At 64.0% G+C, this 13,546-nt stretch carries 13 protein-coding genes; 4 read left to right on the top strand and 9 right to left on the bottom strand.

Translation table 11 applies throughout. From position 1 onward, the window contains the following. Positions 1-1,452: a dihydropyrimidinase gene (gene hydA, locus EJ069_RS03150; RefSeq protein WP_126060040.1), complete on the bottom strand. Its 1,452-nt coding sequence runs from the start codon at positions 1,450-1,452 to the stop codon at positions 1-3. A 64-nt stretch (positions 1,453-1,516) separates the two neighbouring features. After that, positions 1,517-2,767 (bottom strand): Zn-dependent hydrolase, encoded by a 1,251-nt coding sequence (locus EJ069_RS03145; RefSeq protein WP_126060039.1) that lies wholly within the window; start codon positions 2,765-2,767, stop codon positions 1,517-1,519. Positions 2,768-2,901: 134 nt separating this feature from the next. Here EJ069_RS03145 and EJ069_RS03140 point away from each other — a divergent pair, with 134 nt between their 5' ends. Then, positions 2,902-3,540 (top strand): TetR/AcrR family transcriptional regulator, encoded by a 639-nt coding sequence (locus EJ069_RS03140; RefSeq protein ID WP_126060038.1) that lies wholly within the window; start codon positions 2,902-2,904, stop codon positions 3,538-3,540. 98 nt (positions 3,541-3,638) lie between these two features. Here EJ069_RS03140 and EJ069_RS03135 read toward each other — a convergent pair whose 3' ends face one another. After that, positions 3,639-4,967 carry an aspartate aminotransferase family protein gene (locus EJ069_RS03135; protein WP_126060037.1) on the bottom strand — a complete coding sequence of 443 codons (1,329 nt, stop codon included), beginning with the start codon at positions 4,965-4,967 and terminating at the stop codon, positions 3,639-3,641. 235 nt (positions 4,968-5,202) lie between these two features. Between EJ069_RS03135 and EJ069_RS03130 the strand changes: the two genes are divergently transcribed. Beyond that, a complete protein-coding gene (locus EJ069_RS03130) occupies positions 5,203-5,832 on the top strand; it encodes a TetR family transcriptional regulator C-terminal domain-containing protein (RefSeq protein WP_042637345.1) in 630 nt (209 codons plus the stop codon). A 15-nt stretch (positions 5,833-5,847) separates the two neighbouring features. Here the strand turns inward: EJ069_RS03130 and EJ069_RS03125 are convergent, their stop codons facing one another. After that, complete coding sequence (locus EJ069_RS03125) at positions 5,848-6,720, bottom strand: helix-turn-helix transcriptional regulator (RefSeq protein WP_126060036.1); 873 nt, start codon at positions 6,718-6,720, stop codon at positions 5,848-5,850. Between the two features lie 103 nt (positions 6,721-6,823). Here EJ069_RS03125 and EJ069_RS03120 point away from each other — a divergent pair, with 103 nt between their 5' ends. Together EJ069_RS03120 and EJ069_RS03115 are read left to right on the top strand one after the other, a co-directional pair. Further along, positions 6,824-7,669, top strand: coding sequence for an SDR family oxidoreductase (locus EJ069_RS03120; RefSeq protein ID WP_126060035.1), 846 nt, complete (start codon positions 6,824-6,826; stop codon positions 7,667-7,669). Beyond that, positions 7,666-8,388, top strand: a complete 723-nt coding sequence (locus EJ069_RS03115; protein ID WP_126060034.1) for an SDR family oxidoreductase — start codon at positions 7,666-7,668, stop codon at positions 8,386-8,388. Before EJ069_RS03120 ends, EJ069_RS03115 begins: the two co-directional genes overlap by 4 nt. Positions 8,389-8,424: 36 nt before the next feature. On the opposite strand, the gene EJ069_RS03110 is transcribed toward EJ069_RS03115, so the two are convergent. The 5 genes from EJ069_RS03110 to EJ069_RS03090 form a co-directional block, all read right to left on the bottom strand. Continuing rightward, entirely contained in the window at positions 8,425-8,883 is a 459-nt protein-coding gene (locus EJ069_RS03110) for a carboxymuconolactone decarboxylase family protein (RefSeq protein ID WP_126060033.1), read from the bottom strand. 36 nt (positions 8,884-8,919) lie between these two features. Next, complete coding sequence (locus tag EJ069_RS03105; protein ID WP_126060032.1) at positions 8,920-9,438, bottom strand: Rrf2 family transcriptional regulator; 519 nt, start codon at positions 9,436-9,438, stop codon at positions 8,920-8,922. Positions 9,439-9,776: 338 nt separating this feature from the next. After that, on the bottom strand, positions 9,777-11,090 hold the full coding sequence (preA, locus tag EJ069_RS03100; protein WP_042637264.1) for an NAD-dependent dihydropyrimidine dehydrogenase subunit PreA: 1,314 nt from the start codon (positions 11,088-11,090) through the stop codon (positions 9,777-9,779). A gap of 2 nt (positions 11,091-11,092) precedes the next feature. Then, entirely contained in the window at positions 11,093-12,457 is a 1,365-nt protein-coding gene (locus tag EJ069_RS03095; RefSeq protein WP_126060031.1) for an NAD(P)-dependent oxidoreductase, read from the bottom strand. A gap of 114 nt (positions 12,458-12,571) precedes the next feature. Further along, on the bottom strand, positions 12,572-13,306 hold the full coding sequence (locus tag EJ069_RS03090) for a gamma-glutamylcyclotransferase (RefSeq protein WP_126060030.1): 735 nt from the start codon (positions 13,304-13,306) through the stop codon (positions 12,572-12,574). Positions 13,307-13,546 lie beyond the last annotated feature (240 nt).

The following is a 13,546-nucleotide window of genomic DNA, read 5'->3' as shown; positions in this document are numbered from 1 at the left end:
TCACACCCCCGTGGCTGGAATGCCGGTGCGCTCCACCTTGCGTGGCGCGGAAATCTCCTTCCAGGTCGACAGCGCCCGGTTGACCGCAGCGTTCGGCTCACGCGCCACGAACTCGCCATGCCCGGCCTTGGCCTTCACGTCCGCTTCCTCGATCGAAAGCTCGCCGCGCGAGAAAACGAAGCGCGGCAGGCCGGTCACCTCAAAACCTTCGAAGACGTTGTAGTCGATCACCGACTGCTGCTTCTTGGCCGAGATCGTCTTCTTGCGCTTCGGGTCCCACACGACGATGTCGGCATCGGCACCTTCGACGATCGCGCCCTTCTTCGGATACATGTTGAGGATCTTGGCGATGTTGGTCGAGGTCACCGCGACGAATTCGTTCATCGTCAGGCGGCCGGTGTTGACGCCGGTCGTCCACAGCACCGGCAGCCGATCCTCGAGCCCGCCGGTGCCGTTCGGGATCTTGGTGAAGTCGCCGACGCCATTGCGCTTCTGCTTGGTGGTGAAGGAGCAGTGGTCGGTCGCAACCACCTGCAGCGAGCCGGCCTGCAGGCCCGCCCACAGCGAATCCTGGTGCCACTTGCTGCGGAAGGGCGGGCTCATCACGCGGCGCGCCGCATGGTCCCAGTCCTTGTTGAAATATTCGGTCTCGTCGAGCGTCAGGTGCTGGATCAGCGGTTCGCCGAACACCCGCATGCCCTTCTGTCGCGCGCGGCGGATCGCCTCGTGGCTCTGCTCGCACGAGACATGCACGACATAGAGCGGCACGCCGGCCATGTCGGCAATCATGATGGCGCGGTTTGTCGCCTCGCCTTCCACCTCAGGCGGACGCGAATAGGCATGCCCCTCAGGCCCGTTGTTGCCGGCGGCTAAAAGCTTTTGCGACAGTGCTGCGACCACGTCGCCATTCTCGGCATGGACGAGCGGCAGCGCACCGAGATCGGCGCAGCGCTGGAACGACGCATACATCTCGTCGTCATCCACCATCAGCGCGCCCTTGTAGGCCATGAAGTGCTTGAACGAGGTGATGCCCCGGTCGACAACGGTCGCCATCTCGTCGAACACCTGCCTGCCCCACCAGGTGATCGCCATGTGGAAGGAATAGTCGCAGGCCGCTTTCGAGGTCTTGTTGTCCCACATCTGCAGCGCCTCAAGCAGTGACTGCTGCGGCGCCGGCAGGCAGAAATCGACCACCATCGTCGTGCCGCCGGAGAGTGCCGCGCGCGTGCCGGATTCGAAATCGTCGGCTGAATAGGTGCCCATGAAGGGCATTTCGAGATGGGTGTGCGGATCGATGCCGCCCGGCATGACATAGCAGCCGGTGGCGTCGAACTCATGATCGCCATGCAGGTTGGAGCCGATGGCGACGATCTTGCCGTGCTGCATCAGCACGTCGGCCTTCCACGTGCGGTCGGCCGTCACGATGGTGCCGTTTCGGATGACTTTGGTCATATCTGTTCCCCTGTTCTTTCGCGCTTCTTTGCGAGCGGCGTTGCGAGGTGATTGGTCTAGTTGATCATTCGAAGATTCCCGCCGTCTCCACCACCGCGTGGAACAGCACGTCGGCGCCGGCCGCAGCCCATTCCTTGGAGATTTCCTCGGCCTCGTTGTGGCTGAGACCGCCCACGCAAGGGCACATGACCATGGTCGCGGGCGCGACCTTGGCCGCCCAGCAGGCGTCGTGGCCGGCGCCGGAAATGATGTTCATGTGGCTGTAGCCCAGCTTTTCGGCGGCGGTGCGCACGCGGCCGACCAGCGTCGGATCGAAGGTTATCGGATCGAAATGGCCGACAGCCTCGACCGAACATTTGACGCCGAGCGCCTCGCAGATCTTGGGCGCTTCCTTCTCGATGCGGGCGCGCATGCCATCGAGCTTCGCCTGGTCCGGCGAGCGGATATCGACGGTGAAGACGACGGTGCCCGGCAAAACGTTGCGCGAATTGGGTGTAAACTTGACCTGTCCGACGCCGCCGACGGCGCCCGGCTGGTTCTCAATGGCCACCGTCTGCACCATCTCCAGGATACGGGCCATGGCAAGGCCGGCATTGACGCGCATATTCATCGGCGTCGAGCCGGTATGCGCCTCCTTGCCGGTCAGCGTGAACTCCAGCCACCACAGGCCCTGGCAGTGGGTCACCACGCCGATCTGCTTGTTCTCGGCCTCCAGGATCGGTCCCTGCTCGATGTGGTACTCGAAATAGGCGTGCATCTTGCGCGCCCCGACCTTCTCGTCACCGACCCAGCCGATCCGCTTCAGCTCGTCGCCAAAGGTCAGGCCGTCGAGATCCTTGCGGGCATAGGCGTAGTCCTGTGTATGCACCCCGGCGAACACGCCAGAGGCAAGCATGGCCGGGGCGAAGCGCGCCCCTTCCTCATTCGTCCAGTTGGTGACGACGATCGGGTGCTTCGTCTTGATGCCGAGATCGTTGAGCGAACGCACGACCTCGAGGCCCGAGAGCACGCCGAGCACACCGTCATACTTGCCGCCGGTCGGCTGGGTGTCGAGATGGGAGCCGACATAGACCGGCAGCGCGTCCGGATCGGTGCCGGCCCGCGTCATGAACATGGTGCCCATCTGGTCGACGCCCATCGAAAGGCCGGCCTCGTCGCACCAGGACTTGAAAAGCGCGCGGCCCTCCTTGTCGGAATCGGTGAGCGTCTGGCGATTGTTGCCCCCGGCGATGCCGGGGCCAATCTTCGCCATCTCCATGAGGGAATCCCACAAACGGTCTGAATTGATTCGCAGATTTTCGCCGGGTGCGGCCATTTGCGGTTCCCATTTTCACCAGGGGTCTTGTCGCCCCTTGAGTGGTTTGCATCCTGACCGTATGGTCAGCTTTCAGACTACACAAGCTGACCAAGCGGTCAACGAGAATCTTGGGCCAGAATCTTGGAGAACACATGACCGAATCCACCCGTCCGATGCGGCGCCAGGACATAAGGCGGGAGAATGAAAAAGCCATTCTGATCGCCGCCGAAAAGGTGTTCGCGGAAGCCGGGTTCGGCGGCGCCACGATGCAGCTGATCGCCGATCTGGCCGGGCTGCCCAAGGCAAATCTCCACTATTATTTCGCCACCAAGGAAGAACTCTACCAGTCCGTCGTCCAGAACATCTTCGAGATCTGGCTGCAGGCGGCCAATTGCTTCGATGTCGCGCGCGGGCCGATAGACGGCATCAGCGCCTATATCGACGCCAAGATGGAAATATCGCGCCGCCACCCCGATGGCTCGAAGGTCTGGGCCTCGGAAGTTATGCACGGCGCGCCGGTGCTTCAGGACTATATGGAATCGACCTTGCGCGAATGGACCGACGGCCGTGTCGAGATCATCAAGCGCTGGATCGACGAGGGCAAGATGGACCCGGTCGACCCGCGCCATCTGCTCTACATGCTCTGGGCCACCACCCAGCATTACGCGGATTTCGGCCACCAGATCGAAACGCTGAACGGCGGCAAGCCGCTCTCCGACCGGCAATGGCGGGAAGCCAAGGAAAACATCAAGCGGGTGATCCTGACCGGCATCGGCGCGCAGCCTGCCTGAATCGCACCGCTGTCGAGGCCGGCGCATCTCCACCGACCTCGCCCAGCCCGCTTCACGGACACCCTCCCCTCGACGGGAAGGATGTCCGCGCCGGTTTATCAGTCGATCGACCTCAGCACATCACGGACATGGTCGATCAGCTCGTTGATCTGTCCCTTGGTGATGATCAGAGGCGGCGACAGCGCGATGATGTCGCCGGTGGTGCGGATCAGCGCGCCGCGCTCGAAGGCCTTGACGAAGGCCGAGAACGCACGCTTGGTCGGGCTGCCGGCGATCGGCGCCAGTTCGATCGCGCCAATCAGGCCGATATTGCGGATGTCGATGACATGCGGCTCGCCCTTGAGCGAATGCAGCGCGTCTTCCCAGTACGGCGCCAGTTCCTCGCCGCGCGTCAAAAGGCCCTCTTCCTTGTAGGTGTCCAGCGTGCCGAGCGCCGCGGCGCAGGCGATCGGATTGCCCGAATAGGTATAGCCGTGGAAGAACTCGATCATATGTTCCGGGCCGGTCATGAAGGCGTCGTGGATCTCCTTCTTGACGAACACCGCGCCCATCGGGATGACGCCGTTGGAAACGCCCTTGGCCGTCGTCATGATATCCGGCGTGACGCCGAAATAGTCGGCCGCGAACGGCGCGCCGAGGCGGCCGAAACCGGTGATCACTTCATCGAAAATCAACAATATGCCGTGCTTCGTGCAAATTTCCCGAAGCTTCTGCAGATAGCCCTTCGGCGGCAGGATGACGCCGGTGGAGCCGGCGACCGGCTCGACAATGACGGCCGCGATGGTCGAGGCGTCATGCAGCGCGATCAGCCGCTCGAGATCGTTCGCGAGCTCCGCGCCATGCTCCGGCACGCCCTTCGAGAAGGCGTTCTTCTCCGGCAGGTGCGTGTGCGGCAGATGGTCGACGCCGCCGAGCAGCGTGCCGAACATCTTGCGGTTCGAGACGATGCCGCCGACCGAGATGCCGCCGAAATTGACGCCGTGATAGCCGCGCTCGCGGCCGATCAGACGGGTGCGCGAGCCCTCGCCCCTGACACGGTGATAAGCGATCGCCATCTTCAGCGCGGTCTCGACCGATTCCGAACCGGAATTGGTGAAGAAGACATGGTCCATGCCCTTCGGCGCGATATCGACCAGCCGGTTCGCCAGCTCGAAGACAATGGGATGGCCCATCTGGAAGGCCGGCGCATAGTCGAGCTCGGCCGCCTGATGCTGGATCGCCTCGGTGATCTTCGGCCGGCAGTGGCCGGCGTTCACGCACCACAGGCCAGCGGTGCCGTCGAGCACCTTGCGGCCGTCGCTGGTCGTGTAGTGCATGTCCTTGGCGGACACGAACATGCGCGGCGCCTGCTTGAACTGCCGGTTTGCCGTGAACGGCATCCAGAATGCGCTGAGATCGTTCGGCGTGACTTTCAGCCGGTTGGACATGACCAGGACTTCCCCTTGTAACCTGTTTCGGTGCGGCCAACGCTTGGTCTTTGCTGCGTTTTCATGCTACGCAAATTTTTGACCGGTTGGACAAACGTTAGCGCCGCCTGTCGGCGGTCAAAGGATTACTAGCGGAAATGCCGCATAAAAAGCGCGCTCCACAGCCCAAGGAAAAACTGGTCCAGAGAATTGGTCCAGATGGTCGGCGCGGCACCGCGCAAGGATGACGGACACGATGGAAGGCTCCGCTCCCCGCCGCACCCGCATCCAGCAGGAAAAGCGCGAGCTCATCCTCGAAGCAGCGCTCGAAGTCTTCTCTGCGAACGGGTTTCGCGGTTCGACCATCGACCAGATCGCTGAAGCCGCCGGCATGTCGAAGCCGAACCTTCTCTATTACTTCCGCCGCAAGGAAGACATTCACGAGACATTGATGCAGCGCCTGCTCGACACCTGGCTGGCGCCTTTGCGCGAGCTGGACGACGTCGGCGACCCGCTGACGGAACTCAGGAGCTATATCCGCAGGAAGCTGGAGATGGCGCGCGACTTCCCGCGTGAAAGCCGGCTCTTCGCCAACGAGATCCTGCAGGGTGCGCCACGCATCAAGCCGATGCTGGAGGGCGAGTTGAAGACGCTGGTCGACGAGAAAGCCGCCGTCATCAAGGGCTGGATGCGCGCCGGCAAGATCGCCCGCACCGATCCCTGGCACCTGATCTTCTCGATCTGGGCGACGACGCAGCATTATGCCGATTTCGATGTCCAGGTCCGCGCCGTGCTCGGCGCCGACCGCGGCGGCGACGGCCGCTTCGAGGACGCGGCGCGGTTTCTGGAGCAGTTGTTCCTGGATGGGCTGAAGCCGAAGGGCTGACCCGGCGGTGATGGCTCACGCGCTGCGCCGCTCGGCCGTCTGTGCCTCCAGCAGCTTCTTCAACTTGGCGACCGAGTTCTGCTCCGCCAGCGGCGTGTAGACGATCAGCCTCATATCAGAGCCATCGTCGATCGACAGGCTCATATGCTCGAATGTCATCGCGCCGGCGATCGGGTGGCGCAGGTGCTTCAAGCCGGAAAGCCTGTGCACGACATCGCGTTGCGGCCACCATTCGCGGAATTCGGGACTTGAGCGCATCATCAGCGCGATCAGCCGCTCGAAATCCGGATCGCCGGTGTATTTCGCGCTCTCGGCGCGGAAGGCGGCGAGCGTTGCGCGCGCCAGCTGCTCCCAGTCCACCAAAAGGTGCCGCCGGTGCGGATCGGTGAAGACGCCGTGGAGGATGTTGCGGGCATCGCCCTCCAGCTGGCCGTAATCGCCGAAGATGGCGACCGCTGCGTCGTTCCAGGCCAGCACGTCCCAGCGCGGGCCGACGACATAGGCGGGTTGCAGCACCAGGCTCTGCAGCATGTGCAGCAAGGGTCCTTCGACCTTTGTCTGCACGATACGCCGCCGCTCCGGCTGTTGGCGGCCGGCGAGCGTGAACAGATGCCGCTGCTCGGCACCGTCGAGCCGCAGCGCCTGGCAAAGCGCTGACAGCACCTCGACCGAGGGCCGCACGTCCCTGCCCTGCTCCAGCCAGGTGTACCAGGTCGTGCCGACGCCGGCGATCATCGCCACTTCTTCGCGCCTTAAGCCCGGCGTGCGCCGCCGCGCGCCGCAAGCGATGCCGGCGGCATCCGGCGAAAGCCGTTCGCGCCGCGAACGCAGGAAAGCGCCGAGCTCGCGCCGGCGATGATCTTCGGGGGAATGGGTCGCGATATCCATCTGCCTATTATAGCAGTACTGATACCAGGATAAAGTTTGAACTGTTTGAGACGCGCGCCCTGTCCCATCTTTTCGTTCAGAGCAGCGCAAGGAGGCTCTGGACATGGAACTCAAGGACAAAACCATTCTCGTCACCGGCTCGACCGACGGCGTCGGCCGCGTGGTCGCCGAAAGGCTCGGCGCCGCGGGCGCACGCGTGCTGGTGCATGGCCGCGACGCAGGCCGCGGCAAGGCGACGGTCGCCGCGATCGAGGCCAAAGGCGGCAAGGCGGAATTCCTCGCCGCCGACCTCGCTTCGCTTGCCGAAGTACGCCGCCTCGCCGAAGCCGTGCGCGCCAGGACCGACCGGCTCGACATCCTGATCAACAATGCCGGCGTCGGCACCGGCGGCCAGGGCGCCAAGCGGCAGGTCAGCGCCGACGGCTACGAGCTGCGCTTCGCCGTCAACTATCTCGCCGGCTTCCTGCTGACGTCGGAGCTCTTACCGCTCATCAAGGCAAGCGCGCCGGCGCGCATCGTCAACGTCGCCTCGGCCGGCCAGCAGGCGATCGATTTCGACGACGTCATGCTGACGCATGGCTATAGCGGCGTGCGCGCCTACTGCCAGAGCAAGCTGGCGCAGATCCTATTCACCATCGATCTGGCTCAGCAGCTCGAGGGCACCGGCATCACCGTCAACGCCTTGCATCCGGCAAGCTACATGGACACCACGATGGTCCGGCAGGCGGGCGTCACGCCATGGAGCTCGGTCGAGACCGGCGCCGACGCCATCCTCAACCTTGCGACCTCGCCGGCGCTCGAAGGGCGCAGCGGCCGCTATTTCGACGGCCAGCGGGAATCGCGCGCCGATGCGCAGGCCTATGACGAAAAGGCCCGCCGCCAATTGCGGGCCTTGAGCCTCGAATTGACCGGACAATCTTCTGCAACATCCAAGGAACAACACCCATGAGCGAGACCATCGAACATTGCGTCATCATAGGCGGCTCATCCGGCATCGGCCTCGCGACGGCCAAAAAGCTGGTTAGCCCCGCCATGAAAGTCACGATCACCGGCCGCAACGAGGAAAAACTCAAGGCTGCGTGGAAGAGCCTGGGCGGCTCAGCCGACAAGGCTGCGTTCGATGCCGGCAATCCTGATGAGGCGCAGCGGTTTTTCAAGGACCTAGGGCCGTTCGATCACCTGGTTCTCGCCGCCAGCGGCGGCAAGGGACTGGGACCGTTCGCGACGCTCGACCTCGCCGATATCGCCAGCGGCGTCGACGAGAAGGTCCGGCCGCAACTGTCCTGTCTACAGGCAGCCCTGCCGACCCTGAACAAGACCGGATCGGTCACCTTCATCTCGGCTGTCTCGGCACAAATCGCGGCGCCCGGCGTCGCCGGCATCGGCGCCATCAACGGCATGCTCTTGACCGTCGCGCCGATCCTCGCCATCGAGCTGAAGCCGCTGCGCGTCAACGTCGTGGCCCCCGGCGTCATCGACACCCCCTGGTGGGATTTCCTGCCGGACGATCAGCGGCAGGCGGTGTTTGCCGAATATGCCGGCAAGACGCCGGTCGGCCGCATCGGCCGCGCCGAGGATGTCGCCGAGGCGATTGCCTTCCTGGTCTCCAACAGCTTCATGACCGGTCAGGTGCTGACCTGCGACGGCGGCTTGAGGTTCGCCGCCTAGAGGAGGCGCGCGGACTCCCATCCGCGCGCCCTAGGATCAGGCCGCCTTGGCGGCCGGCATCGGATGGATGGCGTGGAAGGGAATGCACAACCGGTTCCACGTGTTGATCATGCCGAGCGCCACCGAGAGCTTGACCATTTCCTCTTCCGAGAAATGCTCGAGCGTGCGGGCGTAGAGCTCGTCCGACACACCATTGTCGGCGATCAGCGTCACGGCCTCGGTCCATGCGAGAGCGGCACGCTCGCGTTCGGAAAACAGCGGCGATTCCTTCCAGGCGGCGACGAGATAGAGCCGGGTTTCGGTCTCCCCGTCGCGCCGCGCCTCGCGGCTGTGCATCTCGACGCAGTATGAGCAGCCATTGATCTGCGAAGCCCTGAGCTTGATCAGGTGCAGCAGGCTCACTTCCAGCCCGCATTCGTCGACGGCCTTGTTGAGCGCCGACACCGCCTTCATGATCTCGGGGGCCTTGGCAAAGAACTGCAATCTCTGTTTCATCGTCTTTCCTTCCAGTTTTTTGGGCGGGTTAGGGGTTTAAGTCTGCTTGGATGAAGCGGATTTCTGCGGCCGCTGGTGGCGCTCGACGAAAGCGCAGCTCGCGGCATAGGATCGCGGGTCGCCTTCGGCGGCGTACTCCGCCACGATGTCGGACAGCTTCACGTCGGCAAGCGCCGCCCGATAGGCGCGCTCGGCCCTGAGCATCGCGGCGTTGATGCCGCAGGGCTTCACATAGGCCGAGGCGTCGATCTTGACCGGGCCGCGCTGGCGAATTTCGCCGCAGCGGAACGCAGGCTCCCTGCCCTCGACCGCCAGCACGATATCGAGCAGCGTGATACGTTCCGCCGCCCGCGCCAGCCGGTAGCCGCCCGCCGGCCCGGGAACCGACTCAAGAATGCGCGCCGCCGTGAGCTGGTTGAGATGCTTCAGCAGATAGCTCGGCGACAGCCCAAAACACTCCGCCAGCGCCGCACCCGGCATGGTGCTGTTGCCGTCCACGCTGGCCAGCGTCGCCGCGCAGTGGATGGCCGCTTCGACGCCATCGCCCAGTTTCATGATACCGATCTCCAATTCATGGATATATTTTATCGTGGATAATTCTTATCTGCAATATGAAAATGCAAATTGCCCGCCCATTCGCAATAACAGAGTGAGAGGATGGGCGCTTCGCAGGACCTGGGTTCCTCGCACCCCGCAAGGCGGGGGAGAGGTGGCCCGGCGAAGCCGGGACGGAGAGGGGGACACCTTCTGCGAGGCCAAAACCGGACAAGGACGGGGCGCAGGAAAAAAGGCAATCAGGAGCCCGCGGCGGTGTCCAACCGCCGCAAGGCCCCTCTCCGTCCCGGCTTCGCCGGGCCACCTCTCCCCACTGGCGTGGGGCGAGGAACCCGAGCTTATTCCGCCGCTACCTTGGCCATCGGATTGTTCGGATGCGTCGTCCAGTTGGCGTAGATCGGCGACACCGGCTTGCCGGTGCGTTGGTCCACGACGCCGGCCGCCAGCGGCTCCATGGTGATGCAGCCCTCGACCGGGCAGACATTGACGCACAGATTGCAGCCGACGCATTCAGCCTCGATAACCTCGAAATGCCTCACGCCGTCCACCATGCTGGTGATCGCCTGGTGCGAGGTGTCCTCGCAGGCGATGTGGCAGCGGCCGCATTTGATGCAGGCGTCCTGGTCGATATGCGCCTTGGCGACATAGTTGAGGTTGAGATACTGCCAGTCGGTGACATTGGGCGTGGCGCGGCCGATGATGTCGGAGAGCGAGGCGTGGCCCTTCTCATCCATCCAGTTCTCCAGGCCGGCGATCATCTCCTGCACGATCTTGAAGCCGTAGGTCATCGCCGCCGTGCAGACCTGCACATTGCCGGCGCCGAGCGCCATGAACTCGGCGGCGTCGCGCCAGGTGGTGATGCCGCCGATGCCCGAGATCGGCAGGCCGCGGGTTTCGGGATCGCGCGCGATCTCGGCCACCATGTTCATGGCGATCGGCTTCACCGCCGGGCCGCAATAGCCGCCATGCGAGCCCTTGCCGTCGATGGTCGGCTGCGGCGCGAAACTGTCGAGATCGACGCCGGTGATCGAGTTGATCGTGTTGATCAGCGACACCGCGTCGGTGCCCCCGGCATGCGCCGCCCGAGCGGGCTTGCGGATGTCGGTGATGTTGGGCGTCAGCTTGGTGATGACGGGCATGCGCGTGTACTGCTTGCACCAGCGCACCACCATCTCGATATATTCCGGCACCTGGCCGACCGCCGAGCCCATGCCGCGCTCGCTCATGCCGTGCGGGCAGCCGAAATTGAGCTCGATGCCGTCGGCGCCGGTCTCCTCGACCAGCGGCAGGATCGCCTTCCAGCTTTCCTCGACGCAAGGCACCATGATCGAGGCGATCAGCGCCCGGTCCGGCCAATTCATCTTCACCTGCTTCATCTCGCGCAGATTGGTCTGCAGGTCGCGGTCGGTGATCAGCTCGATATTGTTTAAGCCCAGCAGCCGGCGGTCGGCGCCCCAGATCGCGCCGTAGCGCGGACCGTTGACATTGACGACCGGCGGACCCTCTTCGCCCAGCGTCTTCCACACCACGCCGCCCCAGCCCGCCTTGAAGGCGCGCTCGACATTATAGGCCTTGTCGGTCGGCGGCGCCGAGGCCAGCCAGAACGGATTGGGCGACTTGATGCCGATGAAATTGTTGCGGATGTCTGCCATGCTCATGCCCTCCCATTAGAGGTCAGTGCCCGGTGGATGCTCTCGGCCGCGTCGCGCCCTTGCGCCACGGCCGAGACGGTCAAATCGTCGCCGCCGAAGATGCAATCGCCGCCCGCCCAGACTTTCGCCAGCGAGGTGCGGCCTTCGGCATCGACCTTGATGCGGCCGCCTTCGAGCTCGATCGCCTCTGCGCTGCCGTTGAGATGCGCCGGCACAAAACTCTGGCCGATCGCCTTGAACACCTGGTCGGCGACGAGCGTGAGCCGTTCACCGGTGCCGGCGAGCTTGTCGCCGCTCATAGCGGTGTATTCGAGCTCGATCGCCGACACTTTGCCGTTCTCGGCAATGACGCGCTTGGGCTGCAGCCAGTGGCGGATGGTGACGCCGTTGGCGGCGGCCAGATCCTGCTCGAACTCCGAAGCGTTCATATGCTCCTGGCCGCGCCGGTAGCAGATCGTCACCTCTTCGGCGCCGAGCAGCTTCGACTGCACCGCGGCATCGACCGCCGTCATGCCGCCGCCGATGACGACGACGCGCCGGCCGACCGGCAGGCTGGAGAGGTCGCTTGCCTGGCGCAGTTCGGCGATGAACTCGACCGCATTGGTAACGCCGTCGGCGTCTTCGCCCTCGGCACGTAGCGCATTGACGCCGCCGAGCCCCATGCCGAGGAACACCGCATCATAGTTGCGCATCAGGTCGGCCAGTTGGAAGTCGCGGCCGAGCGCCTTGCCGTTCTGGATGTCGATGCCGCCGATCGCGGTGACATAGTCGACCTCGGCCTGGGCGAAATCGTCGACGCTCTTATAGGCGGCGATGCCATATTCGTTGAGGCCGCCGGCCTTCGGCCGCGCCTCCAGGATCGTCACCTCATGGCCATGGCGGGCAAGCCGATGCGCCGCCGCTAGCCCGGCCGGACCGGCGCCGACCACGGCGATGCTTTTCCCGGTCGGCTCGGCGCGCTTGTAGAACTGCTTGCCCTCGCTCATCGCGACATCGGTGGCGTAACGCTGCAGCCGGCCGATCTGCACCGGCTTGCCTTCGGCCACCTCGCGCACGCAGACCTCTTCGCACAGCGTCTCGGTCGGGCAGACGCGGGCGCACATGCCGCCAAGGATGTTCTGGTCGAAAATGGTCTTGGCCGAGCCCAGCGGATTGCCGGTCGCGATCTGGCGAATGAACAGCGGGATGTCGATCGACGTCGGGCATGCATTCATGCAGGGCGCGTCGTAGCAGAAATAGCAGCGGTCGGATTCGACCAGCGCTTCGTGGTGATCGAGCGGCGGGTGCAGGTCGGAAAAATTGTCGGCATATTGCTCGGAAGACAGCCGGCCGCCGGCAATGCCTTCGATGAAATGACCAGTCGCCATTCCAGTTCCCCTTGTTGTCGTTTTGGGGAAGGCTAGCACGTTTTATTTTTTTATCAATTGGTCAATTTTCGGCCAAGCCGCTGAAATGGTTGAGTAAAAACATGATAAATGAAGTCATGTTATAGCCGCCTCAGTGATCTCTGCCGCGTCAGGATTTATCACCCTGTGGCCATGGATCGACCGGATTTCCTCGGCCACCAATTCCTGCAGCCGCCACAGATTGCGGTCATGGATGCCGAAGGTCTCGAGATGGCTGACGGTGTTGTAGAGATATTCAGCACCCGAGCCGACATGGCCGCACGCCCGCGCCAGCACCCAGGCCACCTTCTCCAGCGGCTGCCCGAGCGACGTCCCCCTGCCCGCCACGCCGACCCAGAAGCCCAGCGCCCGCACCCGACCTTGCGCCGTCCGCACCGGGACCCATCTGACGGAGGCGACGCTCTCGTGGTCGTCGATCTCGCGTCGCAGCAGCCTCTCGATCTGGGCAGGCTTTTCGCCATCCGGCAGGCGGTAGATGACGCCGTCGCAGCGCCCACCGCGTTCAAGCGCCATCATCAGCCCCGGCTGCTCGGCGCTGCCTCGCCAGCGCACGAGATCCAGGCAGAAGGAGCGATGCCAGCCATGCGCCGAGGCGCGCTGCTGCTCGATCGACTCGAAGGCTGGTTTCCAGATCAGCGACCCATAGGCGAACACCCAAAGCGGACCCTCATCGGCTTCGCCGGCAAGACGCCTGCCAAGCGCGCCGAAATCGTCGTCGCTGAGCTGCGTCCACTCCCCGCTCGGACCGGGATCGATCTCCTCGCGATGGCAAAGAGCCACAAGCTCGGGCGTGAGCGACATCTGGCGCATGGAGAACGCGAACCCCTCTTTGACGGCAGCAAAGTCGAAAAGCGCTGGCTATGCAAGATCAGGGAGCAGAGCGCCTTGCCGTCCGGGATTTTCGGCCCATGTCGGATTTCTGTCGCCAGGATCGTCCTAAGGTGTGTTGAGATTCAGGTCAGGCCGCGACGAAAACGGCGGTTTTCGAGAACCGGAGCGGAGCGTACTTAAGTACGTGAGCACCGGAAGCGCAGGAAACCGCCGTTTGCA

Origin of the sequence: Mesorhizobium sp. M2A.F.Ca.ET.043.05.1.1 (genome assembly GCF_003952445.1) — a bacterium.
GTDB lineage: Bacteria > Pseudomonadota > Alphaproteobacteria > Rhizobiales > Rhizobiaceae > Mesorhizobium.
This window is presented reverse-complemented; position numbering and strand designations above follow the sequence as displayed.

What these genes read in the sequence shown, in the direction of transcription:
- preA (WP_042637264.1), bottom strand. Translation starts at nt 11,090, where the DNA reads ATGGCAGACATCCGCAACAATTTCATCGGCATCAAGTCGCCCAATCCG.
- EJ069_RS03110 (WP_126060033.1), bottom strand. Translation starts at nt 8,883, where the DNA reads ATGAAACAGAGATTGCAGTTCTTTGCCAAGGCCCCCGAGATCATGAAG.
- EJ069_RS03135 (WP_126060037.1), bottom strand. Translation starts at nt 4,967, where the DNA reads ATGTCCAACCGGCTGAAAGTCACGCCGAACGATCTCAGCGCATTCTGG.
- EJ069_RS03130 (WP_042637345.1), top strand. Translation starts at nt 5,203, where the DNA reads ATGGAAGGCTCCGCTCCCCGCCGCACCCGCATCCAGCAGGAAAAGCGC.
- hydA (WP_126060040.1), bottom strand. Translation starts at nt 1,452, where the DNA reads ATGACCAAAGTCATCCGAAACGGCACCATCGTGACGGCCGACCGCACG.
- EJ069_RS03120 (WP_126060035.1), top strand. Translation starts at nt 6,824, where the DNA reads ATGGAACTCAAGGACAAAACCATTCTCGTCACCGGCTCGACCGACGGC.
- EJ069_RS03140 (WP_126060038.1), top strand. Translation starts at nt 2,902, where the DNA reads ATGACCGAATCCACCCGTCCGATGCGGCGCCAGGACATAAGGCGGGAG.
- EJ069_RS03090 (WP_126060030.1), bottom strand. Translation starts at nt 13,306, where the DNA reads ATGCGCCAGATGTCGCTCACGCCCGAGCTTGTGGCTCTTTGCCATCGC.
- EJ069_RS03125 (WP_126060036.1), bottom strand. Translation starts at nt 6,720, where the DNA reads ATGGATATCGCGACCCATTCCCCCGAAGATCATCGCCGGCGCGAGCTC.
- EJ069_RS03105 (WP_126060032.1), bottom strand. Translation starts at nt 9,438, where the DNA reads ATGAAACTGGGCGATGGCGTCGAAGCGGCCATCCACTGCGCGGCGACG.
- EJ069_RS03145 (WP_126060039.1), bottom strand. Translation starts at nt 2,767, where the DNA reads ATGGCCGCACCCGGCGAAAATCTGCGAATCAATTCAGACCGTTTGTGG.
- EJ069_RS03115 (WP_126060034.1), top strand. Translation starts at nt 7,666, where the DNA reads ATGAGCGAGACCATCGAACATTGCGTCATCATAGGCGGCTCATCCGGC.
- EJ069_RS03095 (WP_126060031.1), bottom strand. Translation starts at nt 12,457, where the DNA reads ATGGCGACTGGTCATTTCATCGAAGGCATTGCCGGCGGCCGGCTGTCT.